The sequence below is a fragment of the Halanaerobium sp. ST460_2HS_T2 genome, assembly GCF_003337665.1.
GTDB lineage: Bacteria > Bacillota > Halanaerobiia > Halanaerobiales > Halanaerobiaceae > Halanaerobium > Halanaerobium kushneri.
Genome location: NZ_QPJF01000015.1, coordinates 71626 through 96804, shown reverse-complemented (window position 1 = coordinate 96804; position 25179 = coordinate 71626). Strand labels below are relative to the sequence as shown.

Annotated in this window: 22 protein-coding genes; 1 reads left to right on the top strand and 21 read right to left on the bottom strand. The window is 35.9% G+C overall.

Annotation, left to right across the window (positions count from 1 at the left end; genetic code table 11):
• Positions 1 to 98: 98 nt before the first annotated feature.
• The 21 genes from DFR80_RS08705 to glgA form a co-directional block, all read right to left on the bottom strand.
• Entirely contained in the window at positions 99 to 869 is a 771-nt protein-coding gene (locus DFR80_RS08705) for a DUF438 domain-containing protein (protein ID WP_114489758.1), read from the bottom strand.
• A 258-nt stretch (positions 870 to 1127) separates the two neighbouring features.
• Entirely contained in the window at positions 1128 to 2792 is a 1665-nt protein-coding gene (gene hcp, locus DFR80_RS08700; RefSeq protein ID WP_369862686.1) for a hydroxylamine reductase, read from the bottom strand.
• 369 nt (positions 2793 to 3161) lie between these two features.
• The gene (locus tag DFR80_RS08695; protein ID WP_076544324.1) at positions 3162 to 3653 is read right to left on the bottom strand and encodes a ferritin family protein; all 492 of its coding nucleotides are present in this window, start codon (positions 3651 to 3653) and stop codon (positions 3162 to 3164) included.
• A gap of 92 nt (positions 3654 to 3745) precedes the next feature.
• Positions 3746 to 4597: a thiamine pyrophosphate-dependent enzyme gene (locus DFR80_RS08690; RefSeq protein WP_076544323.1), complete on the bottom strand. Its 852-nt coding sequence runs from the start codon at positions 4595 to 4597 to the stop codon at positions 3746 to 3748.
• Positions 4597 to 6273, bottom strand: a complete 1677-nt coding sequence (locus DFR80_RS08685; RefSeq protein WP_076544322.1) for a 2-oxoacid:acceptor oxidoreductase subunit alpha — start codon at positions 6271 to 6273, stop codon at positions 4597 to 4599. The genes DFR80_RS08690 and DFR80_RS08685 overlap by 1 nt, the downstream gene beginning before the upstream one ends.
• 261 nt (positions 6274 to 6534) lie before the next feature.
• Positions 6535 to 7686 carry a non-hydrolyzing UDP-N-acetylglucosamine 2-epimerase gene (gene wecB / locus DFR80_RS08680; protein WP_114489756.1) on the bottom strand — a complete coding sequence of 384 codons (1152 nt, stop codon included), beginning with the start codon at positions 7684 to 7686 and terminating at the stop codon, positions 6535 to 6537.
• 10 nt (positions 7687 to 7696) lie between these two features.
• Positions 7697 to 8176 carry a DUF6530 family protein gene (locus DFR80_RS08675; RefSeq protein ID WP_076544320.1) on the bottom strand — a complete coding sequence of 160 codons (480 nt, stop codon included), beginning with the start codon at positions 8174 to 8176 and terminating at the stop codon, positions 7697 to 7699.
• Positions 8177 to 8313: 137 nt separating this feature from the next.
• The gene (locus DFR80_RS08670; RefSeq protein ID WP_076544319.1) at positions 8314 to 9105 is read right to left on the bottom strand and encodes a TIGR03915 family putative DNA repair protein; all 792 of its coding nucleotides are present in this window, start codon (positions 9103 to 9105) and stop codon (positions 8314 to 8316) included.
• 25 nt (positions 9106 to 9130) lie between these two features.
• A complete protein-coding gene (locus DFR80_RS08665) occupies positions 9131 to 10402 on the bottom strand; it encodes a putative DNA modification/repair radical SAM protein (RefSeq protein ID WP_076544318.1) in 1272 nt (423 codons plus the stop codon).
• A 156-nt stretch (positions 10403 to 10558) separates the two neighbouring features.
• Entirely contained in the window at positions 10559 to 11359 is an 801-nt protein-coding gene (locus tag DFR80_RS08660) for a family 1 encapsulin nanocompartment shell protein (RefSeq protein ID WP_076544317.1), read from the bottom strand.
• Positions 11360 to 11734: an encapsulin-associated ferritin-like protein gene (locus tag DFR80_RS08655; protein ID WP_076544316.1), complete on the bottom strand. Its 375-nt coding sequence runs from the start codon at positions 11732 to 11734 to the stop codon at positions 11360 to 11362.
• A gap of 180 nt (positions 11735 to 11914) precedes the next feature.
• Positions 11915 to 13312 carry a dihydrolipoyl dehydrogenase gene (gene lpdA / locus DFR80_RS08650; RefSeq protein WP_076544315.1) on the bottom strand — a complete coding sequence of 466 codons (1398 nt, stop codon included), beginning with the start codon at positions 13310 to 13312 and terminating at the stop codon, positions 11915 to 11917.
• 62 nt (positions 13313 to 13374) lie between these two features.
• Positions 13375 to 14577, bottom strand: a complete 1203-nt coding sequence (locus DFR80_RS08645; protein WP_114489755.1) for a cyclopropane-fatty-acyl-phospholipid synthase family protein — start codon at positions 14575 to 14577, stop codon at positions 13375 to 13377.
• Positions 14578 to 14604: 27 nt separating this feature from the next.
• Positions 14605 to 15405, bottom strand: a complete 801-nt coding sequence (locus DFR80_RS08640) for a patatin-like phospholipase family protein (protein ID WP_233493793.1) — start codon at positions 15403 to 15405, stop codon at positions 14605 to 14607.
• 3 nt (positions 15406 to 15408) lie between these two features.
• Entirely contained in the window at positions 15409 to 16179 is a 771-nt protein-coding gene (locus tag DFR80_RS08635) for an ABC transporter ATP-binding protein (protein WP_114489753.1), read from the bottom strand.
• The gene (locus DFR80_RS08630; RefSeq protein WP_114489752.1) at positions 16172 to 16924 is read right to left on the bottom strand and encodes an ABC transporter permease; all 753 of its coding nucleotides are present in this window, start codon (positions 16922 to 16924) and stop codon (positions 16172 to 16174) included. Before DFR80_RS08630 ends, DFR80_RS08635 begins: the two co-directional genes overlap by 8 nt.
• Positions 16905 to 17855, bottom strand: coding sequence for an ABC transporter substrate-binding protein (locus DFR80_RS08625; RefSeq protein ID WP_114489751.1), 951 nt, complete (start codon positions 17853 to 17855; stop codon positions 16905 to 16907). The genes DFR80_RS08630 and DFR80_RS08625 overlap by 20 nt, the downstream gene beginning before the upstream one ends.
• A gap of 149 nt (positions 17856 to 18004) precedes the next feature.
• A complete protein-coding gene (locus DFR80_RS08620; RefSeq protein ID WP_114489750.1) occupies positions 18005 to 18943 on the bottom strand; it encodes a SufD family Fe-S cluster assembly protein in 939 nt (312 codons plus the stop codon).
• A complete protein-coding gene (locus tag DFR80_RS08615; RefSeq protein ID WP_114489749.1) occupies positions 18943 to 19692 on the bottom strand; it encodes an ABC transporter ATP-binding protein in 750 nt (249 codons plus the stop codon). Before DFR80_RS08615 ends, DFR80_RS08620 begins: the two co-directional genes overlap by 1 nt.
• Positions 19693 to 19716: 24 nt before the next feature.
• A complete protein-coding gene (locus DFR80_RS08610) occupies positions 19717 to 20940 on the bottom strand; it encodes a fucose isomerase (RefSeq protein WP_114489748.1) in 1224 nt (407 codons plus the stop codon).
• A gap of 196 nt (positions 20941 to 21136) precedes the next feature.
• On the bottom strand, positions 21137 to 22918 hold the full coding sequence (gene glgA, locus DFR80_RS08605) for a glycogen synthase GlgA (RefSeq protein WP_114489747.1): 1782 nt from the start codon (positions 22916 to 22918) through the stop codon (positions 21137 to 21139).
• A 267-nt stretch (positions 22919 to 23185) separates the two neighbouring features.
• Here glgA and glgB point away from each other — a divergent pair, with 267 nt between their 5' ends.
• The gene (glgB, locus tag DFR80_RS08600) at positions 23186 to 25171 is read left to right on the top strand and encodes a 1,4-alpha-glucan branching protein GlgB (RefSeq protein ID WP_114489746.1); all 1986 of its coding nucleotides are present in this window, start codon (positions 23186 to 23188) and stop codon (positions 25169 to 25171) included.
• The last annotated feature ends 8 nt before the right edge of the window (positions 25172 to 25179 follow it).

Sequence of the window (25179 nt, the reverse complement as noted above, 5' to 3'; positions counted from 1 at the left end):
ACAAAAAACGACGATCACAAAAGATATTAAGACTCTCTTTACCATTATGACGGTAAGGATAGTTTTTGCTATTTTAAAAAATGGGGAAACTCATTTTTTTATTTAGCATTGATTTCTTTTTCCGGAGTAAAACTGCAGTAGCCAATCTGATCACTCTTAGCTTTTATTTCTTCCCACATACTATCTGCAATTACATCTTTAGCTGTTGGATAAAGAATATTATTTTCTTTAAAAATATGGTCTCTTAAAGTTACAACTACATATTCTGAATGCATTTTTAACTCTGCTTTAAAACGATCAAATTTCATCTCAGCAGCATTTTCAGCCAGATTCATTATTTCTTCCTTATGAGGCCAGAGATCATCATGCTCCATCCTCATGATTCTGGTTGGACCAGTAACTCCGCTTTTATCAACTTCAGGGAAAAGAGTCTCTTCCTCCCGGGTATGATGTTTTTCTGTATCCAATAGTTTAGCTCCTATTTCTTTTAATTCGCTAAATAATGGATTATCCGCCTCGAATTTTTCTATTTTTTGTATTTCTTTATTAACTTGATCCAGACGATCTAATATTTTTAAGATTTCTTCATGTTCAGAGATTAAAGTACTTAAAGGATGGCCAACAGGCACATTGGTTTTAAGAGCTTTCAGTTCTTCTGCCATTGCTTCAATATGAGCAGTACATAAATGTCTGAGTTCTGTTTCCTCTAAACCTTCATCTATTAACTCCTGTTCAGCTTCAGATAATTCTTTTGCACTGATGCTTTCGATTAATTCCTGGGCCTCTTTTTTTACCTCAACTGTCGCTTCACCACTATTTAATCTTTCTAAAATCTTTTTTAATTCTTCTTTTCTTGTTTCTGCAGCCATTTTTACTGCCTCCTTATATTAATTATATTTAAACTTGAGTAATTTACTATGTTTTAATTATGCCATTAATTTGTCAGGAGTACTATGACATATATCACATAAGTAGTTTAAATTAAAAAAATAATTCTGCTGACTGCTAATGACTGCTAAAATTAGAGCGAAAAATTGTACCTAAAAAAAAGACCTGCCCATAATCTGGGCAGATCTTCAATAGATGTAATTATATTTATGTCCAGGTATCAGATACCTGTAAATATTTTACTCACCAGCCATAATTGCAGCAACATCTTCTTTTGCATTACCAGTTGGCTTAATATCAAACTTATCAACTAATACATTAAGTACATTTTCTGATACAAATGCTGGTAGTGTTGGTCCAAGACGAATTCCTTTAATTCCTAAGGAAAGCAGTGCAAGTAATACCGCTACAGCTTTCTGTTCATACCAGGCTATATCATAAGAAATTGGTAGATCATTGATATCATCAACACCCATAGCTTCTTTAAGCTGGAGAGCAATATAAGCTAAGGAATAAGAGTCATTACACTGACCTGCATCTAATACTCTTGGAATTCCACCTATATCTCCCAGATCTAGTTTATTGTAACGATACTTAGCACAACCAGAAGTTAGTATTACTGCATCTTCAGGTAATTCTTTAGCTACATCAGTAAAGTATTCTCTATCCTTAAAGCGGCCATCACAACCACCCATTACTACAAAACGACCAATATCTCCGTTTTCTACAGCCTCAATTACCTTGTCAGCAACGCTCATCACAGTATTACGAGCATAACCACCAGGGATTGTACCTTCTTCTAGCTGAACTGGAGAATCACAGGTCTTAGCTAATTCGATTAGCTCAGAAAAATCTTTGCTTTCTCCTTCTTTGCGGTCAGGAATATGAGTAACCTCAGGATATCCTGCCATACCTGTAGTAAAGATGCGGTCCTTATATGAATCTTTAACAGGTGTAATACAATTTGTTGTCATTAAGATTGGACCATTAAATGATTCAAATTCTTTATCCTGGTGCCACCATGAGTTACCATAGTTACCAACAAAGTGATCGTACTTTTTAAAGGCTGGATAGGAATTAGCAGGTAACATTTCACTATGAGTATAAACATCTACTCCAGTTCCTTCTGTCTGCTCTAATAACTCTTCCATATCTTTTAGATCATGACCACTAATTAGAATACCAGGGTTATTGCGGACACCAATATTTACATCAGTTGGTTCTGGATGACCATAAGTAGAAGTATTAGCTTCATCTAAGAGAGCCATAGTTTCTACAGCCATCTCACCAGTTTCCATAACTAATCCTACTAAATCATCAACACTCATACTGTCATCTGTTGTAGCAGCAAGACATTTTTGAGTAAATCTATCAATTTCTTCTTTATGCTTTCCTAATACTCTGGCATGATCACCGTAAGCAGCAATACCCTTAAGACCATATGTAGCCAGCTCACGTAAAGATCTAACATCAACATCTTCTGTTTCCAGAACTCCAACATCAGTACCCTTATCATAATAATCGCTTACATCATCGCTATACCAGGTAGCATGCTCAGGAAGATCTCCATCAAATTCTTCACCATGATTTTCTTTATATGCTTTTTCAAATTCAGCCTTAACCTCATCTCTTAAAGCAAAAGCATCGTCAATTAAATCTTCAAATCGCTCAGCATCAAAGTTAGCATTAGTAATTGTAGCAAATAAACCTTCCATAATAAATGGAGCAGTTTTATCTGAGAGGTCAACACCCTCTGCTTTAGCTTTTTCTGCATAAACAGAAATTCCTTTTAAAACAAATACTAATAAATCCTGTAAATTTGCAACATCTGCATCTTTACCACAGACACCTCTTACAGTACAGCCTTCATTTTTAGCTGTTTCCTGACACTGATAACAAAACATAGACATAAATTATTCCTCCTTTTGAAATAAATATATTCTGCAGTATATAATATATTTTTCTGCAGCTAGTAATAAATTTGAATTTCAAGTGCTTTACTCAAGTATTATTATATAACTTTAAATATATTCTTCTATGATATAAGTCACAGAAAAATAATTTTTCCCCTAGATAATAAACACCTGCAGCAGGAATTACTTAAACTCACACTTACAATTATCTATCTGACTATCCAATTGAAATCAAATTTACTCAATCCAATATAGGTAATCTCAATAAATGATAATTCTATAATGCAAAATCTATTTAAATTCCAGCTGCAGGTATTATTGAAATAATTATTTAGTTATTTTTATTTTGAATAGTTAGGTTTAATAGTCTTCTAAGTGATACCACTCAGCATCTTCCAACCATGTATTTGGACGATCTACCATTTCAGTTATGTTATCCATAATTCTTTCGTGTTTCTTTTCTTCTTCTGCCAGTCGTTTAAAGGTCTTTTTGACTATCTCAGAATCTGATTCTTCTGCTTTTTCGGTATAGAAATCATAACTCTTTTTTTCTAACTCAATAGCCTTTTTGTAAACATCAACCTGTTCTTCTGGCATTACATCTTCACCTGTAGGCATATCTTCAGCAATTTTGTCAAAAGCTTCTTTTGCCTTTGGTAAAATGCCAGACTCTACTTCATCAACCTCTTTATTTTCCTTTAACTGACGCACAATATTTTCGTGTTTCTTTTCTTCTTCTGCCAGTTCTAAAAATACTCTTTTTAATTCTTCGTGGTTTGTATTAGCAGCACAGTCTTCGTAAAACTCACGGTTTTCAATCTCAAAATCAATTGCAAAATCATAAATATTCATAATTAAATGCCTCCTTAATATAATTGCTATCCAATTTTAATTCTATAAACTATTAATTTATTGTTTGTTTTAAACCAAATTGAATTAGAATCTTATTTAAACTCATCAATTAAGAATTTTAGATCCTCAACTTCAACATCACGGTCAACTAATGCTTTATCTTTAAGATAGGGAATTCGATCTCTAAAAGTTGGTTTTTCTTCTCGATAGATAATCCCAATTGGAATTTTATCCCCAAATTCCTGAGCTACCTTCATTGCCGCTGCATGGTCTGTTGGGTCATGATCTTCTAATTTATAGACCCTTTTATTATACCACTGATAAGTATTAATTTTATTAAAGGAAACACAGGGCTGAAAAATATCAATTAAGGCATAGCCTTTATGTTTTTTGGCTTCCTTAATCATTTCTTTAAGGTGCTCACGATCTCCAACACTACTGCGAGCAACAAAACTAGCCTTCATTCCAACTGCAAATTCCACTGGATTAAGAGGCTCAGCATTAACTCCATGAGTCTGAACCGGAGTTCTTAATTCTTCCAGACTTGTTGGTGAAGCCTGACCTTTTGTTAGTCCATAAATCTGGTTATCATGAACAAGATGAATAATATCTGGATTACGTCTTATATTATGCAGAATATGATTTCCACCTTCTCCATAACTACAGCCATCACCTGATTCTACAATCACTGTCATCTCAGGATTGGCCACCCGCATTCCAATCGAAGGCGGTAAAGAACGTCCGTGAAGTCCATTAAAACCATTAACTTTAATATAATGAGGCATCTTTGCTGCCTGTCCAATACCGGTGTACATTGTAATTTCTTCCGGTTTTAAATCCAGCTCAGCTAAAGCATCTGCCAGAGCTGTTCTTAAAGGAAAGTTACCACAACCTGGACACCAGGCAGTTTCGCGGTCAGCTTGATAAATATTTTTATCTACCATTATTTACTCACCTCTTCTTTAAAACGTCTATAAATTTCCTGACCTGAGAAAGGTCTTCCATCATCTTTTAAGATATTATAATCGGCCTTGATTCCTGTCTCACTGCGTACCAGTCTGTCAAATTGAGCCCCGGCATTATTTTCTACAAATACAAGTTTAGCCTCTGTGGATGCCAGTTCTTCTAAAGTCTCTGTGGGCAGTGGCCAGACATCATTAAAAGCAAGATGTCCAATTTCAAATTCATCAGCCAGTATTTTTCTACCTTCTCTTAGTGGACCAGCAGTTGAACCCCAGCCGACCAAAATATATTCAGGAGATTCTGGACCAGTATATTCTGGTTCCAGCAGATCTTCTGCAGCTAATTTTTCCATCTTCTTATTTCGCTTTGCAACCATCTTATCTCTAGTTTCAGCATCTTCAACAATATGAGCATATTCATCATGCTCATCACTATCTAATAAAACTATATTATCTTTAAGCTGGCCCGGATAAGCGCGAGGTGAAATTCCATCTTCAGTAAATTTATAGCGCTTGTATTCCCCTTCAACCTCTGCCGGATCAACTAAATGTCTTTCAATTTTCATATCTGAGGTGTCAATTACTGGAATAGTTTTTGAACCATCACCAATAAACTGATCTGAAAGAATAATAACAGGAATTTGATATTTATCAGCCAGATTCATTGCTCTAAAAGTCTGATAAACTGCATCTTCCTGATCCTTAGGAGCTAAAACCATCAGAGGAAACTCGTCCTGAGCAATATTAACTGCAAAGAGAAGGTCTCCCTGACCGGTTCTGGTTGGTAATCCTGTTGCTGGACCCGGACGCTGAACATCTGCAATTACAATTGGTGTCTCTGTAATTCCAGCCAGACCAACTCCTTCAGCCATTAAAGCCAATCCACCACCTGAGGTTCCTGTCATTGAGCGCATCCCGGCATAGGTTCCACCAAGAGCCATATTAATCGAGGCAATCTCATCTTCAGACTGCTCGACAACTATTCCTAATTCTTCCTGTTTACTGGCTACATAGTGCAAAATTCCTGTTGAAGGTGACATTGGATAAGCAGTATAGTAACTTAAGCCTCCAAGTAATGCCCCCAAACCGACTGCACTGTTACCATCAATCACCATTCTATCTTCTTTTTCACCGAGGTCCTTAAGATTATATAATTGATCTACTGCCTGATAACCCTGTTTTAACAATTCCAGATTATCATCCACCACTGATTCTTTTTTAGCAAAGTGTTCTTTTACTGCCTCTTCAGCCTGATCTGTTGGAAGCCCCATAATTTTAAAGGCTGCACCAACAAAAACTGTATTGACTGCACGAGGATTAACCTCTTTTGCCAGTCCTTTGGCATCAATATATACCATTTCATCTTTATCAGATTCAACTTCAGATAGAATTGTTCCATCTTCGTTCATTTCTGAATTGTGAATCTCAACACTTTCTTCATTTAGAGCTAAAAGTAAATCTATTCCCTCATCAGGTCCTTCAACTTTTTCATCACTTATTCTAATCTGCATAAAGTTATGGCCACCTCTAACACGTGACATATAGTCTTTAGTACTGAATAAGTAATAACCATGACGAGAAAAAGTTTTGGTCAGCATTGCTTCTACTGTTTTTAAACCCTGACCTGCTTCGCCAGCAATTACAATGTTAAAATCCAATCTTATTACCTCCTTTGCAAATTCCAAAATCTTATCTTTTTAGACAAAAATTAATTGATACTCTCTGTCTAATATATATTATTCAAGAGAAAGCTGGTAAGTCCTGCTTATGACTGGAAATATTTTGCCTCCATTTTATCAAAATTTAGATTTATCAAATACTAAAAATGATTATTATTACTGACAGCAGAAAGCTCCCTGTTAAAATTATTTTAATAGGAAGCCCTCCAAAAAATCTAATATTTGATTTGAATTATTGATTTAATTACTTCTAAAATCAGCCGGTCTTTTACTGCTGTAATTAAAGTGATAATCCAGTGCCTGAATTATTCTTTTTACGGCCTTGCCATCTCCATAAGGATTTACAGCTGCTGCATATTTATTATATTCTTTACTATCAGTTAAAAGTTTTAAACTCTGCTGATAAATATCATTATATTCTGTACCAATTTTAATAACTGTTCCCGCTTCTACAGCCTCTGGTCTTTCGGTGGTATCTCTTAAAACTAAAACAGGTTTGGCTAAAGAAGGAGCTTCTTCCTGAATCCCACCTGAATCAGTAAGTACCAGATCGACCCTTGCCATCAGGTTGGCGAAAGGTAAATAATCTAAAGGTTCAATTAAATGTATCTGCTTATTATCTGCCAGCATTTTTTTCGATAATTCTCTAATTACAGGGTTTAAATGCACAGGAAATATAACCTCTAAATTACTAATCTGTTCTGTTAGATCCCTAACAGCCTTAAAAATATTTTTCATTGGCTGTCCTAAATTTTCTCTTCGGTGAGCTGTCAGTAAAATAAGTTTCTTGTTTTTATAATCAAAGTTTTTTAGTAACTCATTTTCAAAAATATAATTTTTATCTACTACAGAAAGTAAGGCATCAATAACCGTGTTCCCTGTTACAAAAATTTTACTTTCTGAAGTGTTTTCAAGCAGTAAATTTTTTCTAGCCCTTAAAGTAGGTGCAAAATTAAGATCAGCAAGTACCCCCGTTAACTGGCGGTTCATCTCTTCCGGGAAGGGAGAGTATTTATTATGAGTTCTTAAGCCTGCTTCTATATGAGCAATATCAACTTGATTATAAAAAGCGGTGAGAGCGCCAATGAAAGTTGAAGAAGTATCTCCATGAACCAGCAGAAGATCAGGGTTTTCCTGACTCAAAATTCCATCAAGTTTTTTAATTATTCGGGCAGAAAGACCACTTAATGTCTGTCTATCCCGCATAATATCTAAGTCATAATCTGCTTTTAGTTTAAAAAGCCTCATTACCTGATCCAGCATTTCTCGGTGCTGAGCTGTTACTGTAATTATCAGTTCATAATTTTCTTTTGCCTGGAGGGCTTTGAGCAGAGGAGCCATCTTAATAGCCTCTGGCCTGGTTCCGAAAACTGCCATTATTTTTTTCTTCATTGTTAGCCCCCTAATAACCCATTTCCTTTAAAAGTCTGGCGAGCACTGCCAGTCTTTCTCCAATAAGTTCACCATCATTTTTTAGAGCATCATCAAATAATTTAATGTCTTCATCAAGATTCGGATTATCTTCTGCTACTGCAACTGTCATTGCATCACCCTGAAGCCCCACTCTATCCAATTGTGGATTTTCTTTGTCATATAAATTATCATAACGATAGGCCTCCCTAAAATGTTTGGAAGTTCTGGCAACTAAAATTGCAAGATCAAGCACTCGATGTAGGGGTAATTCTTCAGACTGTCTGGACCATTTATTTCCTGTATGCCGCCAGACTTTGGCGGAAATATCTACTTTTCCTCGATCATTCCACTGAGCCAGGCCTAAAGAAAGTCCTTTAGCATCAGAATCATAAGCTTTTCTGCCATCAATATTTTCATAATTTTCGCAGACTATTACCGGCTTGTGTTTTAAACTGGTTGGTATTTTCATTCTATTTACCTCCTATTGTTTTTACTAATTTAGTAATTTACTAATTTACTAGTTAAGTATAGATCTTTTTTTTCTTTTTGTCAATACTTTTAAAAAATAAAAAAACTGAAGTAGTTAATCACTTCAGTTAAATAATTTTATTCCAATCTATGATTTTGACTGCTGCCCGGTCTCTCAATCAAATGTTTCCAGTATTTTTGCGGCATAAACTGCTGCTGTACTTTGCGATTTCTACGATTTTTAATACTGACTGCAGAAAAGAAGGCCCGCCAGAGATCCTGAACCTCTGTTTCTTTTTGAGAAAGTTCAGGTTTAAAATCTTTTTCTAAATCAATTAAAAGCCATTCTTTATCCTCTGCTGAATAGATAACTGCCTCTTCTCTTTTTAAATCATGAATTATCCAGTTCATGGTTGAAAACCTATTTTTAAAATGAGGGGCCAGCAGAACTAAAGTTTTATAATCAGGCTCAACTGCTGCATAATATTTGCCCCCGGCAGCTTCCTGGAGACGAATCAATCCCTTTAAGCGATGACTTTCGTGTCTGACTTTATGAGCCAAATCCTGTACCTGTCGCACATAATTTTTAGTCAGATATTGATCCACTTTCTCACCCACTTTAAAACCCATAAACAGATAACGAAAAATATATAATTCTAATTTTTCTGTTTCCGAAAGATAGGCATGAAAAATATTATTAAGAGCCTGTACTGAAATGTGATTTTTTATTTGTTCTGAGAAAAAAGCAGCTTTATCAATATCTGTTATAATTGTTTTTGTTTGATAAAATAAATCATCTCTGAAATCTGTTTGAGATAAAATTTTTATCGGAGCCTCTCTCTGCTTAAAAGCCAGATAAAGTGCTGTCATTAAGCCCTGATAACTGCCATCATAAATATAGACCTTTTTCTCATAATTATTGGAACTCATATTTACCATACCTCATTCAAAAAATTTATTTTACTAAATTAAAATCCCATTCTTTTGCCTCGCTTTTGGTTGAATTAAATAACGACATCTGCTCAGCTTCTTTTTCAGCCAATCGACTGTAAATAACTTCACTCTCAAAAGGAACAGCTGCTGCATATTTTCCATTACAGGTGATAAAGAAATTTGCTCTTTTTAAAACAATTCTCATCTTTTTTAAATTATAATGGGTCAATTTTTTTTCTCTTCTGGCTTTAACAATCTTGGCAGCCGAGCGGGGTCCAATTCCCGGTACTCTAAGCAGCATCTCATAATCGGCTGTGTTAACTTCTACTGGAAATTTATCTAAATTATTTAGAGCCCAATCTGCTTTAGGATCAATTTTCAGATCAAAATTTTCTCTGCCGGGTGTTAATAATTCGCCGGCTTTAAAACCATAAAATCTTAAAAGCCAGTCCGCCTGATAAAGTCGATGCTCGCGCTTTAGTGGTGGCCCGGGTAAAGCTGGCAGCAGAGAAGAATTATTAACTGGTAAGTAGGCAGAATAATAAACTCTTTTTAAATTAAAGTGATCATATAATCCTTCTGACAGAGAAATAATCTGTCTATCTGATTCTGGACTGGCACCAACAATTAATTGAGTTGACTGACCTGCCGGCACAAACTTCTCTTTTTGCTTATATTTTTTACGTTCAATAATATTATTTTCTATACCAGCACCAATCCCTTTCATTGGAGCAAGAATTCCAGCCTTCTTTTTTTGAGGAGCCAGCTTTTCCAGACTGCCTTCACTGGGAAGCTCAATATTTACACTCATTCGATCCACCAGCAGTCCTGCCTGATAAATCAATTTAAAATCTGCTCCAGGAATTGCCTTTAAATGAATATAGCCCTGATAATTATGTTTATTTCTCAGCAGCTGAACAGTTGTGAGCAGTTGTTCCATTGTCCAGTCTGGACTTCTATTAACAGCCGAACTTAAAAAAAGACCTTCAATATAATTACGCTTATAAAAATCAACGGTTAACTGGGCCACCTCTTCCGGCGTAAATGAAGCCCGTGAACGGTCATTGCTGACCCTATTAACACAGTATTGACAGTCATAAAGACAATAATTTGTAAATAAAATTTTAAGCAGTGAAACACAGCGACCATCATCTGTCCAACTGTGGCAGATACCACTGGCTTTAGTATTACCAAGACCTGAACTATCTCCCCGACCACTGCTGCCGCTTGAAGAACAGGAAACATCATATTTAGCTGCATCACTTAAAATTTCAAGCTTTTTTTGAAGCTCCATTATTTTCACATTCCTTTGATTCAAAAAATTTATTTAATTATATTATAATACAAAATAGCAAATAATTCAAACAAACGTTTGCAAAAAGACAAAAAAATACCGCCCACTGAATTTATCCAGTGAACGGTTTTTAATTTAAACTATTCAAGTTTAAGTCTATTTTAATACCACAGCAGCTTCAGGCCCATTTACTCTAAAGGTAAAGGTTTCTAAAAAGAATAATTCTACCTCATCATCATTTCTATCTTCAAAACCTAAAGAAATATCCTGGCCAACTGTCAGTTCAAAATCTCCACCACGCTCAGAAATCAATAATCCTCTGTTGCCCAGATCAGGTACTAAAACAGCACCATTATCAACCATTTCTTCAACCTTACGTTTAAGTGGATAACCCTTATCATCCAATTCATATAGTAGAGAATAAAGTTCAGGACCAAGAAGTAAACGTTTAGTGCCTCCAACACTCTTTTCTTCAAATAAAGTCAGCGCTCTTAAGAGTCCAGAAATTAACTCTTTTTCACCTCCGGAAACACTAACTTCTTCATATTCTGATGCTTCGACAATACCTTCAATATTAACTTCATCTAGACCATAAAATACTGCCTTATTTTCTGCCTTTGCCAGTTTAGAGGCAGCATCAATCAGATTATCTGTATCAACATCTTCTGCTCCCCGGGCTAAGGCTTCGATTTCGCTGAGTTTCATTGTAAATGGAACTTTCAATTCCACTAAAGGGAGGACCTCTCTAGTAGAATAAGTTACTCCTTCAACATCTTCAATACCTACGGGACTAAAACGACCGGTATTAATTGAAGAAAGTTCTAAACCTTTGGGTCCCAGGAAATCAACCTCTTTTCGAGCTTTCAATTTCTGACTCAGTACATCAGTTGCTTCTTCATCTAAAAAATTCCATGCTTCTTCCGCAAATGGTGCCAGTGAGCGTTTTAAAATATCCATTTATTCTCCTCCTCTCATATTGCCTAAACCAAGTGATTTACTGGAAGCAGGAGCTTCTTCAGCTTCTCCTCCATCTTCAGTTTCACCCTCTTCTTCTATTTCAGTTATCTTTGCTGTTTGAAAAAGGAAAGTTCTTAACATTTCGTCCCAGACAGGATTATTTCGACGCAGCCATTCCAGGCCCATGCAGGCATGTTCGATTTCTTCATCACGATTATGTTCCACAATTGCCTGTACATCGGGATCACTAGTTGCCTCAGCCCGCTGGTTATACCAATCAACTGCTTCTAACTCTTCGATTACACTCTTAATAATACGATGATAATCAATCGCTTCTTCAGATAATTTTTCCGCTGGTTCATGATATTCGCTCATAAATCTGACCTCCCTTTAATTTTTAACACATTAATCTAAATTATAAATTGATATTCATTCTCAAATTAATTATATATTTTTCCACTGTATAAGTCAAATTTTTACTCTGTCGAAAAATGTCAATTAAGACTGCAGAATAGTAATCATAAGAGCAGACTTTAACTTCTAATCCAATTTTAATCAGGCATTAAGTGAACCTTCTCCAAGATCCAGAGCAGCTTCGTGAACAACCTCTGCTGTTGTCGGATGAGCATGGATTGTTTCTCTTAAGTTTTCTGCGGTTAAACCTAAATTTACCGCCAGAGTCAGTTCGGCAATTAAATCACTGGCTTCAATCCCAATAATTGCTGCTCCAATAATCCTGCCTTTATCTTTTTCTGTAATTAACTTAATTTTACCCTCTCTCTCCCCCATAGCCATTACTTTACCACTGGCTGCAAACGGAAAACTTCCAATTTCATAATCAATACCTTTAGCTTTTGCCTCTTTTTCACTCAAACCAACGGTTCCCACTTCAGGAGAAGTAAAAATAGCCCCTGGTACAGCTTTATAGTTCATTTTTTTATTCATTCCCATAATATTTTCTACTGCTACAACACCCTGGTGAGAAGCAACATGTGCAAGGAGTATTTTATCTGTAACATCTCCAATAGCATAAATTCCTTCAATATTAGTTTCCATTTTATTATTGACCTGAACAGCATTTCTTTCAGAAATAGTTTCAATACCAACATTTTCGAGTTGAAGTCCATCCGTATATGGTCTGCGGCCAACAGCCATCAGTACTTTTTCTGCTTTAGCAGATTTTTTCTTTTCTTTTTGCTGATAAACAACCTCATAACCAGCATCTAATTTTTTAATTTCTTTTACTTCCGCAGAAGTTTTAACACTAATCCGTCGTCGCCTGGCAGAACGGTTAAGCTCTGCAGCAATCTCAGTATCAACTCCATTTATCAGCTGATCTAAATATTCAATAACAGTTACATCAACCCCAAAATTACGAAAGATAAATGCAAATTCCATACCAATAATTCCACCACCGACAATAACCATTGACTCCGGTAACTTTTCTAGATCAAGAGCAGCCCGGCTGTCCAAAATGCCTTCCAGCCCAGCTCCCGAAATTGGAAGCGAAGCTGCTTTTGACCCGGTAGCAATTATAATATTTTCAGCTTTAATTTCAAATATCTCAGTATCTTTTTCGATTCTAATTGTATTTTGATCAATAAAAGATGCCAGACCATCTATCCTATCTATTCCACTTTTCTTCAGTAGATGATCAATTCCTCGCACCAGGCGTTTTACTATTTTATCTTTTCTTTTTACTACTGCTGGAAAATCAAGTTCTGCATTTTCGACTTTAATACCATAATCAGCTGCATTCTTAATATCAGCAAATACTTCAGCCGAACGGACAAAAGACTTAGTCGGGATACATCCCCAGTTTAAACAGGTCCCTCCCAGAGCTTCTTTCTCAATCAAAACAGTGTCCGCTCCCAGCTGGCCGGCCCTTAAAGCAGCAGTATAACCACCAGGTCCGCCTCCAATAATTGCAATTTTATATTTTTTTTCTGCCATTTTTTCAGCTCCTTATATTAATTATTGAAAATAGTCCGTAGTCTGATAGATAGTTATCTTAATTAATCTTCCTGATAAATATAATCTCTGGTCAGCGGTAAATCAATATTTTTCCCTTTAGAAAAGAGCAGCTGATGAACAGAAGTTGAAGCATATCTAAAAGTAAATACGACTCCCATTAAAAATGTTCGCCACATTCTATAAAAATTTTCATCAAATTTTTCTTTAACCTCATTTTCAACTTCTTCATAATTATCCAGCCATCTTTCTGCAGTCAGAGAATAATGATATCCGATATCTTCAACATCCAAAAGATGAAAATTGTTTTCAGGTAACTGCCAGACAATTTCCCTCAAAGAAGGGATATAGCCCCAGGGGAAAATATACTTCTGCAGCCACGGATGTGCTGGCTGTTCTTTTAAATGGGTAATAGAATGCACCAGTGAAAGCCCTCTGTTTTTTAACATCTTATCAACCGCCTCAAAATAAAGCGGAATATTTTCTTTACCGACATGCTCAAACATACCCACACTTACTATTTTATCAAATTTTTGATCCTCTTCTGCCAGTTTCCGATAATCCTGTCTTCTGATTTCCACTCTGTCAGCCAGACCGGATTCAGCAGCTCTTTTTTTGGCTTCAATTTCCTGTTCTTTACTCAGAGTAATTCCCATAACCTCTACCCCATATTTATCCGCGGCTCGCAGGGCAAGCGATCCCCAGCCACAGCCAATATCAAGTAATCTTTCCCCAGATTTTAAATTTAATTTTTTTAAGACATGATCAATTTTTTGCAGCTGTGCCTCTTTAAGTTCATCATTTTCATTTTTAAAATAAGCACAGGAATAGGTCATAGTATCATCCTGCCAGAGCTTAAAGAAATCATTGCCTATATCATAATGTTCTCTAACTCCCTCTTCTTCTTCTTCGGGAGACTCAGAAGTTTGGAAATCAAGCACTCGATCTATTTTATGCTTTTCAATCTCCTCCATTAGTTCAAAAACATTATCACCTGCTGTTTTAATCAACTTTTTGATATCGCCCTCAAAATTAATTTTTTCTTCCATATAAGCTTCAGCAAGTTTAAGCTGAGGACTTTTTCTAATTTCATTTAAACTTAGTTTCTCTGCAAAAATAATTTTAAAAGCAGACTGTTCCTTAAATTCCGGATTAAAAACCTTTGTCTCTCCATCCCAGTATTCAATTTCAAACTTTTGACCTTCAACTCGTTTAAAAACAGCATTCAGAATTTTCTTTGTCAGCATTTTTATACCTCCTGTGCAGTTTTTGAGTTAGATATCAATCTCCATATTTTTGCAATAATCATAACCAAGTTCATATAATTCCTGACTGTACTTTGTATTTAAAATATTATACTCCTCAATCCCGGTCGGTTCAATATAAACATCTGCCTTTTTTCTGAGCTCCATTGCATTTGCAACTGTTTTTAGTTGAAAAGTTCTAACCGCGATATCTGTTATACTTTCAATTTTTTCTTCCAACTTTACTGGCATCACATTAACTGCTATTATTTTGTCACATTTATTGAGCAGTGGATTAACCGGTAAATTTTCAAACAAACCTCCATCAACATAAAGATCTCCATTAATTTCAACCGGAGAAAAAAGTACTGGAATTGAAGAAGAGGCCTGAATTATTTTAATCAAATCTCCCTGATTAAAATATTCCATTCTGGCTTTTTCTAGATTTGCAGCCCCAACATAAAAGGGGATTTTTAAATCTGCAAAGATTCTAACACCAAGTGATTTTTCTAAGTTTTCTGTCATATTATCCAGTGTAAAAATTCCACGATTAGGAATACTCAATTTAGCAAAATCAAAAAAATCACTTTCATTAATTAGTTCCATCGCCTCTTCGGGTCTTTTACCTGCTGCAATAAAGGAACCGACTATTGCTCCAGCACTGACCCCGGCCAGCAAGTCTGGTTTAATTCCTTTTTCTTCCAGTGCTTTAAGTACTCCCAGATGAGCAAACCCCTTAACTCCTCCCCCGGACAGGGCAATTCCGACAGTTGGTGGCATAAAATCATCCTTTCTTTTTATTTCTATTTTAGAAGGAGATAACAAATACAATTATTAAAATAAACTTCTAATATCTTCAACTGCATAATTCAAATCGGAAACTAGATCAGTAAAAATATCCATTATATTTTCCAGCTGCTGATAAAGTTGTGGATCAGCAATTTTTCTTTTTTCTCTGGGTTTTTCAATTTTTATCTCTTTTTTTATTCCTTCAGCCTCAGCGGCAAGAATATAAATTCGATCAGCAAGCAAAAGAGCTTCTTCGGGATCATGTGTGATCAGGAAAATTGTAATACCGCTCTCAGACTGAATTAAACTGATCAATTTTCTTAAATTAACTTTTGTTTTCATGTCCAGAGACTTAAAAGGTTCATCCAGAAATACTAAATCAGGTTTTACTGCAAAAGCTCTAATTAACTCCAGACGCTGCTGCATTCCTCCTGATAATTCATGAGGATAAGCATCTTTAAAATCTTCCAGTCCTGATAAATTAAAAAGTAAATCTCTTAATTTTGTTTCGTTTTCCAGACCATAATTTTTTTGAACAAAAATTAAATTTTCAACAGCTGTTTTCCAGGGCAGGAGTCTCGGGTTTTGAAAAACATAGGCAAAACGGGGATCATTATTTTTTTCTACTCTGCCTGAGTCTGCTGATTCGAGGCCTGAGGCAATACGAAAAATAGTTGTTTTACCACTGCCAGAAGGACCAAGAAGACAGCAAATTTCGCCCTGATTGACTTCTAAATTTAAATCTTTTAAAACTCTTAATTTCTGATAGGACTTATTGATACTTTTAAGCTCTAAAATCTTATTTTTTTCAGTCATTTTTCCACCTGCTGACATAATCTTTTAATTTCTCTAAAAGATAATATTCTACAAATAGCATAAATAATATCAAAATAATTGTCCAGGCAAATAAACGATCAGTCGCCATCAACGAATTTGCACGACTGAGCTGATACCCAATCCCACTTGAGGAAGCAATAAATTCTGCAAAAACTGAAGACTTCCAGGCAAATGCAAAAGCTATACTCAAAGCGGAAACCAATGCCGGCAGTAATGATGGTAAATAGATTTCTTTTAAAATTCTAAACCGAGGAGTAGAATAAGCCTCTGCCATTTCGATTAGATCAGTATTCATCTCTTCAAGCCCCTGAAAAATATTAACAAAAATAACAGGCAGTGAAACAATAAAAATTAAAAATATAGGAGTTAGATCATCAGCAACTCCAAACCAGACAACCGCAAGAGAAACCCAGACAACCGGTGGTGTAGCCTGAATAATTGTAATTAAAGGTCGAAATGTTTGCCGCATTAAAGAAAATCGATGCAGTAAAAGTGCCAGAATAATTCCGATCACCACGGCACTACCATAAGCAATTATTGTTCTTCTTAAAGTTATTAAAAAGCTCTTAACTAAAATACCAGAAATCGCTATTTCTTTTAAAGCCTGATAGCTATCTCCAATCGAGGGCAGGATGAGGCTGTTAAGTCCAGCTGCTCCCCTGTCCCAGATTAGAAAAATAATTATTAATAAAAACCAGAATGGTTTAATAATAAAATTCTTCATCGGGCATACTTCCACCTATTAAGTCCGGATACATTTTCAGCATTTCTCCAAAATAAAGTTCCGTTAGCTCACTGCTTTCTGAGTCAGGATATATATTCAGATTAATTCTGCTGTAAGATTTTTTTAATATAGGTGCTGGCATCCCAAAATGTCGGGAGGCAAGCTGAGCTGCAGCTTCTGGATTATTATTAACCCAATTTATGCCCTGTTTATAATAACCGTCGATAATATCTGTAAACTGAGGATATTCACTGGCAAATTTTCCATTTACGAACAGAGCTACAAAAGGAATTCGATCATCTCCATGAATTTTAGCCCATTCTTTTTGAATATCCATTGAGATTTCTGCACTCTTACGTTTAGCCAGGCTTACTGTTACCAGTGGTTCGGGTAAAATAATAGCATCAAATTCTCCTGCCATAAATAATTGAGCAGCACCAGGCAGGGGCCGATAAACCAGATTAAGTTCTGTCTCAGGGTCGACTCCATTTTCAGCTGCCAGATAGCGGGCCAGAAAATCTAAAGGACCTCCCTGAAGCGGTAATACAAGATCTTTTCCTTTTAAATCCTGCCAGTTATCTGCCTTAAAACCATCTGTTAGAAGATAATCGATTCCCCAGGTATTAATATTTAACATTTTTAAATCAATGCCACGATTATAGGCATTAGCTCCCAGATTAGAGCCAGTTATTAAAAAATCAATATCATTCTGAGCTAACAAGGAAATTCCTCGCTGATGATCAGAAGAAAGATTAATCTTTAAATCAACAGCTTCCGGTAATTCGGCCTTTTCCTGCATCCATAAAAACGGAAGTGCTGCCGGAACAGTAGGAGCCTGAATATTTATCTCCTTTGCTGCAGCAGGTAGAACCGCCAGGACCATTATACTTAAAAGTAAAATTAATGTTAATAATTTCTTTCTCTTTAACATAATTATTCCTCCCTTATGCCTGTTTCTTTTTATTTGTGTTCATTTATGTGCACGTACCGTGTACCACCCGGTTTTTGTTGTTTTTTGTCTAAAACACCCTTTTTTCGACTAATTGCGACACAAACCGGGTGGTACACGGCACCTGTACGTTAATCGTTAAGCAAGCCCTGAATAATGACTTCCGAAGCTTCTTCCTCATCTAAACCACGAGCCATTAGAGTCTGAAGCTGGGTGCTGTCCACACTACCAATTGCAGCCTCATGGGTAACTTTTGCCTCCGGATGACGCACATCTACTATTGGAATTGCGCGAGCAATTGCTTGATCTTTAATAATTTCTGTACAATCAACATGGCCCATTGCTTCAGCAGCATCTGCGGTAAGTTCATTATAGATTTCAGCTTCAGCCTGGTCTTTAATTGCTATTTTGGAGTCTAAAATTCCGCGAGCTGACTCACCTTTTAGATGGGCAGCTTCTCGAATCTTAATCAGATCGTCCTGCTGACCACTAATTCGAGCCAGCATTTCTACAGTTCCATGTTCGGCAATATTTGCCTCATAATCAAAGTCTATTTTACCAACTCTGCCTTTCAGCAAATCAAATTTGGTTACTAGTTTTCCATAAGGTTCAACATTAATATCTGATTTTGCTATTACTTCTACCCCACCATTCTCACCATGGAAATGATGTTCCTTATAAATATAACTTCCGCCAGCTGCTATATTAATCACTGCATCCATTATATGCTGGACCTTAACAGCATTCGGAAAAACACAATCAGCTCTTACTTCTACCTGAGCATCTTTCTGTACTTCTACATTCATATCTATTTTTTGGCGGCCCTCTTTGGGTAAAACACCAAAACACATGTGGACAGGATTGGTAATTTTATAACCTTCTTTAACAGTTACTTTTACTTTAACTGTATCATTACTAATTTTATCTGCTTCCACTTCCAGACCTTCAACTGCATGCATTCCTAAAATTTTATCTCTTTCCAAAACCAGATGGGCTACTTCACTGTCCTCAAAAACATCATCCCCACCTGCTTCTTTGTAGGCGTCAACCATCATTTGATAATCATTCATTAACTGGCCACCTCCGTCTCACAATCTTCTTCTTTAGCACAGGGGAAACAAAATGACTTAAAATAGTCACTGATATCTGCTGGATTACCCTGACGGATAATCTCTCCCTCACAAACTAAAGCAGCTCGATCTGCATATTCCAGCATCTCTTCCGAGTGAGTTATTAGAAGAATACCACTGCCGGAATCCTTAAAATAATTAATCATATCAGCTATATTATTTAAGGCGACAATATCTACCCCGGAGTCTGGCTCATCCAATATAATTAGTTCAGGATGCATTAAAATTAAAGAGGCAAGCTCAATTCTTTTTCTTTCCCCACCACTTAAACTTTTATCAACAAATCGGTTCAAATACTGGGCTGGATTAATTGCTACTTTATTTAAAGCATCTTTTAATTTTTCTTCAGTTACTTCTTCTCCCTGGCTTTTTAAACCAAGTGATAGAAATTCTCTTACAGTTACTCCCTGATAACGAGCTGGTTCCTGCCAGGCCAAGGTAATCCCCTTTTTAGCTCTCTCATTAATCGCCAGCTCATTGATTTTTTCACCTTTATATAGCATTTCTCCTTTTTGAGGATGGTAATTATTAATCCCCATTAATGTATAGGCCAGAGTAGATTTCCCACAGCCATTTGGCCCAATTAAAGCAAATACCTCTCCCTTTTCCAGAGAAAATTCCATTCCTTTTAAAATTTCTGCATCTTCAATTTTCAGATGCAGATCTTTAACTTCTAATAATTTCGACATTATATTCCTCCTGTGAATTTAATTTTATTCCTTACCTAAAAATTCGTTAATCTGTGCTGCATGCTTACCTGGAATAATTAAATGATGATTACCAATAGCATCATTCAAGAAATAATCTGAACTCTGGGGTAAAGAAATCTTAAGCTGTGTTCTGCAGGCATTAGGAGAATCCATATTTTCTATAATTTCTCCTTCGGCTACAAAATATTGTTCCAGGCCGGCACCCCCAATTTTAAATACTGTAACCGGACCCTCGGCTAAAATTCCCTGAATTCCAACCCCAATACCAGTTTCAAAATGAGATCTAATTATATAATCCTTACTAATATCAGTAGCTACAGTACAGTGAGCAAATTGTATCTCATCAGTCTTTTTATCTATTGCTGCCGGATTGGCCATAAAAGGCATTTGTCCGGTTAACTGATAGGCTAAAAACATAGTAAATGCAGCCGGTACATCACCTTCACATCCAGCAACAAGTCCTTCATTATTTAAAAGTGCCAGTGCCAGACAGCCGGTAGTATTTAACTCCATTACTATATCAAAACAGCGAATAGTCAGAGCATCTAAATCATTTTCTGTAATTACTTCTTTTAAAGCCAGATAAATTTTTGCAGCCTCCACCAGATCTGATTCATTACTTTCTACAATTTCAGCAGCATTTTCTAAAAAATCAGCTGCAATTCTTTTTGCCTTAGCAGAGTCCACCCGCTCAAGCTCCTGATAGATTTCTTCCAGTTCAATGTCTATAAATTCAGTCCCCCAGTGATGAGCCGCATGCTGATAATCAACCTTACTGCCAATCAACCAGTCTGAAGGCTGACCGATAACACCCAGCCTTGCCTCAGCAATTCTATCTCGAACCTTCTTATAGGCTGCCAGCTCTTCAATTTCTACAATCAGATCTTCCATTTCTCCATGCAGTATTTTTCCATCCAGACCCTCTGCATTCAAAAAACTAAGTATCTCCAGTGAAGCAGGGAGCGAATTATGAAGTTCAGTTGCCAGTAAATAAGCAGGCTGAGGTAAATATTCAACATTTTCTGCAAAGATACTTTCCGAACCCCCTGATTTAATAAAATTAATAGTTAAATCATATTCACTAAAATCAGTGAAAGGAATTTCGTCAGCCTTTATCTCCTCCAGCTCAAAATTTTTGTTTAAAATTTGATAACTTTCTTTTAGAGTCTCATTAATTCTATCTTCATCATGAATCTCAGACACAATAGAAACCAGTGCAATTTTCATTTTATTACCTCCAACTAATTTCAAAATATATTTTAAATTAATTTCTAACTTTACTCTATATCTATTATATTTAATCTAAAAGCTATAAGCAAACAAAAATGAAAATTTCTATCAAATTGTGATTTTTTTATCAAATTTCAGCAAAAAAAGACCGCCATTTAAGACGGCCAGGTTGCTTTTTTAACTGTTATCTTGGCTAAAGAGTCAGTAATGAAGATATTTTTTGATATTTTTTCTTACCAATTCCCTTAACCATTGTTAACTCAGATTTCTTTTTGAAATCTCCATTTTCCTCCCGATAGGCAACTATTCTCTCTGCATAGGCATTTCCAATCCCCGGAAGTTCAGCCAGTTCTGCCGCTGCAGCCTGATTAATATTAACTTTTTTTCTTTTCTTTTTGGAAGCAGTTTTCTTGCTGGGAGCCTCCGTTTTCTTAGCTTTCGATTTAACTTTAAGTTTTTCAGCGTTTTCAGGCTGATAAACTTTTATTTTCATTTCAGACTTATCTTTCTGTTTAGGTCGCTTAGCTTTTTCTTCAGTCAGATTATTATAGAGTTTGGAATATTTTTTAGCTGAATTATGCCAGCTGTAATTTAGGTCCATTACTCTATTGACCAGTTTATTCCAGACTCCTTTCTGTTCATAAAAAGAAACTGCTCTTTCAATTGTATGGAGCATGTCATGAGCATTGTAATTGCTGAAGCTAAATCCTGTTCCCTCACCGGTTTCTTCATTATAAGAAACTACAGTATCATTTAAACCACCTGTTTCTCTTACAATTGGAATAGTGCCGTAACGAAAACTGATTAGCTGACTTAAGCCACAGGGCTCAAACCTGGAAGGCATTAAAAACAGGTCACTACCTGCATAAATTTGATCAGCAAGCTGAGCATCATACTTAATATTTACTGAAAGGTTATCAGGATATTTATGCTGTTTAGCCTTAAAAAATTCTTCGTATTCTCTCTGACCGGTACCCAGAATTAAAAACTGAGCCCCAGTTTCCATGATTTCATCAAAAACAGCTCTAACCAAATCCAGACCTTTCTGTTCAACCATTCTCGAAATAAAACCAATCAAGGGTTTATCAGCATTGACTTCCAGACCAAGTTTCTGCTGAATATGAATTTTATTGGCCAGCTTTTTGTCAATTTCTCCTTTAGAAAAGCGAACAGCCAGATTTTTATTTGTTTTAGGATCAAATTTTTCATAACTAATCCCATTTAAAATTCCACTCAGATCATCAGCTCGCATTCTTAAGGCATAATCCAGCCCTTCACCAAAATACGAAGTCTGAATTTCTCGAGCATAACTTTCACTTACCGTTGTGATATGGTCGGCATACATAATCCCGGTTTTCATATAATTAAGCAGACCATTATGCCTGATATTACCACTTTCCCAGTGATGTGGTGCCACTCCCAAAACATCTCCAGCTGAATGACCTGCAAACTGTCCCTGATATTTTAAATTATGAATAGTAAATACAGTTTTAATATCCTGATAATAGCTCTGCTGACGGTATCGATCTGCAAAAAGCAGTGGTAATGGTCCTGTCTGCCAGTCATTAGCATGAATAATATCCGGTTTAAAATCAATTACAGGCAGCATATCTAAAACCGCCTGGGAGAAAAAAGCAAACTGCTCATGTTTGTCATCATTTTCATAAATTGAATCTCGATCAAAATAATATTTATTATCAATAAAATAAACTGGAACTCCATCTTCCTCAAGTCTGTTAACACCTAAATATGTATCTCTCCAGGCTAGTTTTGTCCGAAAATGGCAGACTGATTCCATTCTTTCTTTGTATTCTTCTGGAATCTGTCTGTACTGTGGAATCACCAGTCTAACATCATGCCCCTCTTCTCTTAATGCCTGTGGTAAAGAACCAGCAACATCAGCTAAGCCCCCAGTTTTAATAAATGGATCCGCTTCTGAAGCAACAAACAAAATCTTCTTTTTACCTTTTTTCATGGAGCCACCTCCTGTGATTATAAAAACAATTCTATCTACTTTCTACTCATTTACAAAATCAACTAAATTATATTTGTTAACCTTAGTTTAATAAATGTCAAGAATAATGTCAACTAAATCGTTTTTTCAGAAAAGAGTCATAATTTGAGATCTATCAACTGATTAATTAAAGGAAATTTAACGGAAATAGAGAATAAATACAATACAACAGTAGATTTATAAAATTTTTAAATAAATTTTTTATCAAGATTTTAGGGGGGGAGTTTAATGCCTAAAAATAATTATCCTGGTGATTATGATAGATATTTATTTCATCAGGGCAGACACTATGAGAGCTATAATTTTTTAGGGTCACATATTACTAATGAAAATGGAAAAAAAGGTGTTCGTTTTACAGTCTGGGCACCAAATGCTGAAGAAGTAAGTGTAGTAGGAGATTTCAATGACTGGGACAAACATAAAAACCCAATGAAAAAAATTAAAGACTCCGGTATCTGGACCACTTTTATTGAAGAAGCAGAAAATAAAATGTACTATAAATACTGGATTAGAGGCTATAGGGGGGTAATTAGAGTTAAAACCGATCCTTATGCCAGAAGACAGGAAACACCTCCAAAAACAGCTTCTCAAATTTATGAAACTGAAACTTTCAACTGGCAGGACAATAAATGGCTTAAAAAACGAAAAAATTCTAATCATCTTAAAGAGCCACTAAGCATCTATGAAATGCATCCCGGTTCCTGGAAACAGGATGATGGTGAATTAATGAACTACAGAGATATAGCTGATGAACTGGTACCATATATTAATGAGATGGGTTTTACCCATGTAGAATTAATGCCATTAACAGAATATCCTTTCCCTGGTTCCTGGGGATATCAAACCACGGGTTATTTTGCCTTAACTTCCCGATACGGAAGTCCTGAAGATTTTATGTATTTTGTTGACCAACTGCATCAAAATGATATTGGTGTGATTATGGACTGGGTTCCGAGTCATTTCTGTAAAGATGATCATGGACTGCGTTTATTTGACGGTTCTCATCTCTATGAAAGTTCTGATCCCAGACGAGCCGAAAATATTCAGTGGGATACTTTAAACTTTGACTTTGCTCAAAATGAAGTCTGGAGTTTTTTGATCTCCAGTGCCAATTACTGGCTGAGTAAATTCCATATAGATGGATTAAGAGTTGATGCAGTAAGTAATATGCTTTATTTAAATTATGAAAAAGAAGATGGTCAGTGGGCTGCTAACGAGTATGGTGGTTTTGAAAACCTGGAAGCCATAGAATTTATCAAGGAATTAAATAGTGAAATGTTTGAACGTTATCCTGGTATTTTAATGATTGCGGAAGAATCAAGTGCCTGGCCCCTGGTTACAGCTCCAGTCCATGATGGCGGACTTGGATTTAACTTTAAATGGAATATGGGCTGGATGAACGATACTTTGGATTATATGGAACATGATCCAGTCTACAGAAAATGGGAACATAATAAATTAACTTTTTCGAGCATGTACAGTCAAAGTGAAAATTATGTACTGCCTCTATCCCATGACGAAGTTGTCCACGGCAAAAAGTCACTGCTGGATAAAATGCCAGGAGACTACTGGCAAAAATTTGCTAATCTGAGACTTCTTTTTACTTATATGTATGCTCACCCCGGTAAAAAACTTCTCTTTATGGGTGGGGAATTTGGTCAGTTTATTGAATGGAATTATAAACAAAGCCTGGACTGGCTGCTGCTGGACTATGAAAAACATCAGTTAACTCAGGAGTTTATGCAGGAGTTAAATCAGGTTTATCGTAAAGAAAAGGCGCTCTGGGAACTTGACCATGAACATGAAGGTTTTCGCTGGATTGAGGCAGATGATTATGAACAGAGTGTAATCAGTTTTATCAGAAGCTCTGAAAACGAAACTCAACAGCTGGTGATTGTCCTGAACTTTACTCCTGTGCCCAGAGATAATTATCGAATAGGAGTTCCGGGTCCCGGTGAATATGAATTACTTTTAAATAGTGATCAAAAAGTTTTTGGTGGTTCGGATTATGAAACTGCAGCTAGAGTTAAAACTGAAGAAATTCCTTTTCATGGTTTTGATTATTCAATCAGCATTAATCTGCCACCTCTGGCTGGAATTTACTTAAAATACAAAGAAGAAAACAAAAAGAACAAAAATAAGAAAACTAAAAGTCTTAAAAAATCAACAGAAAATAGTAAGGGTTCCAGAATAGAAAAAGCCACACAGGAATAGTTTATTTT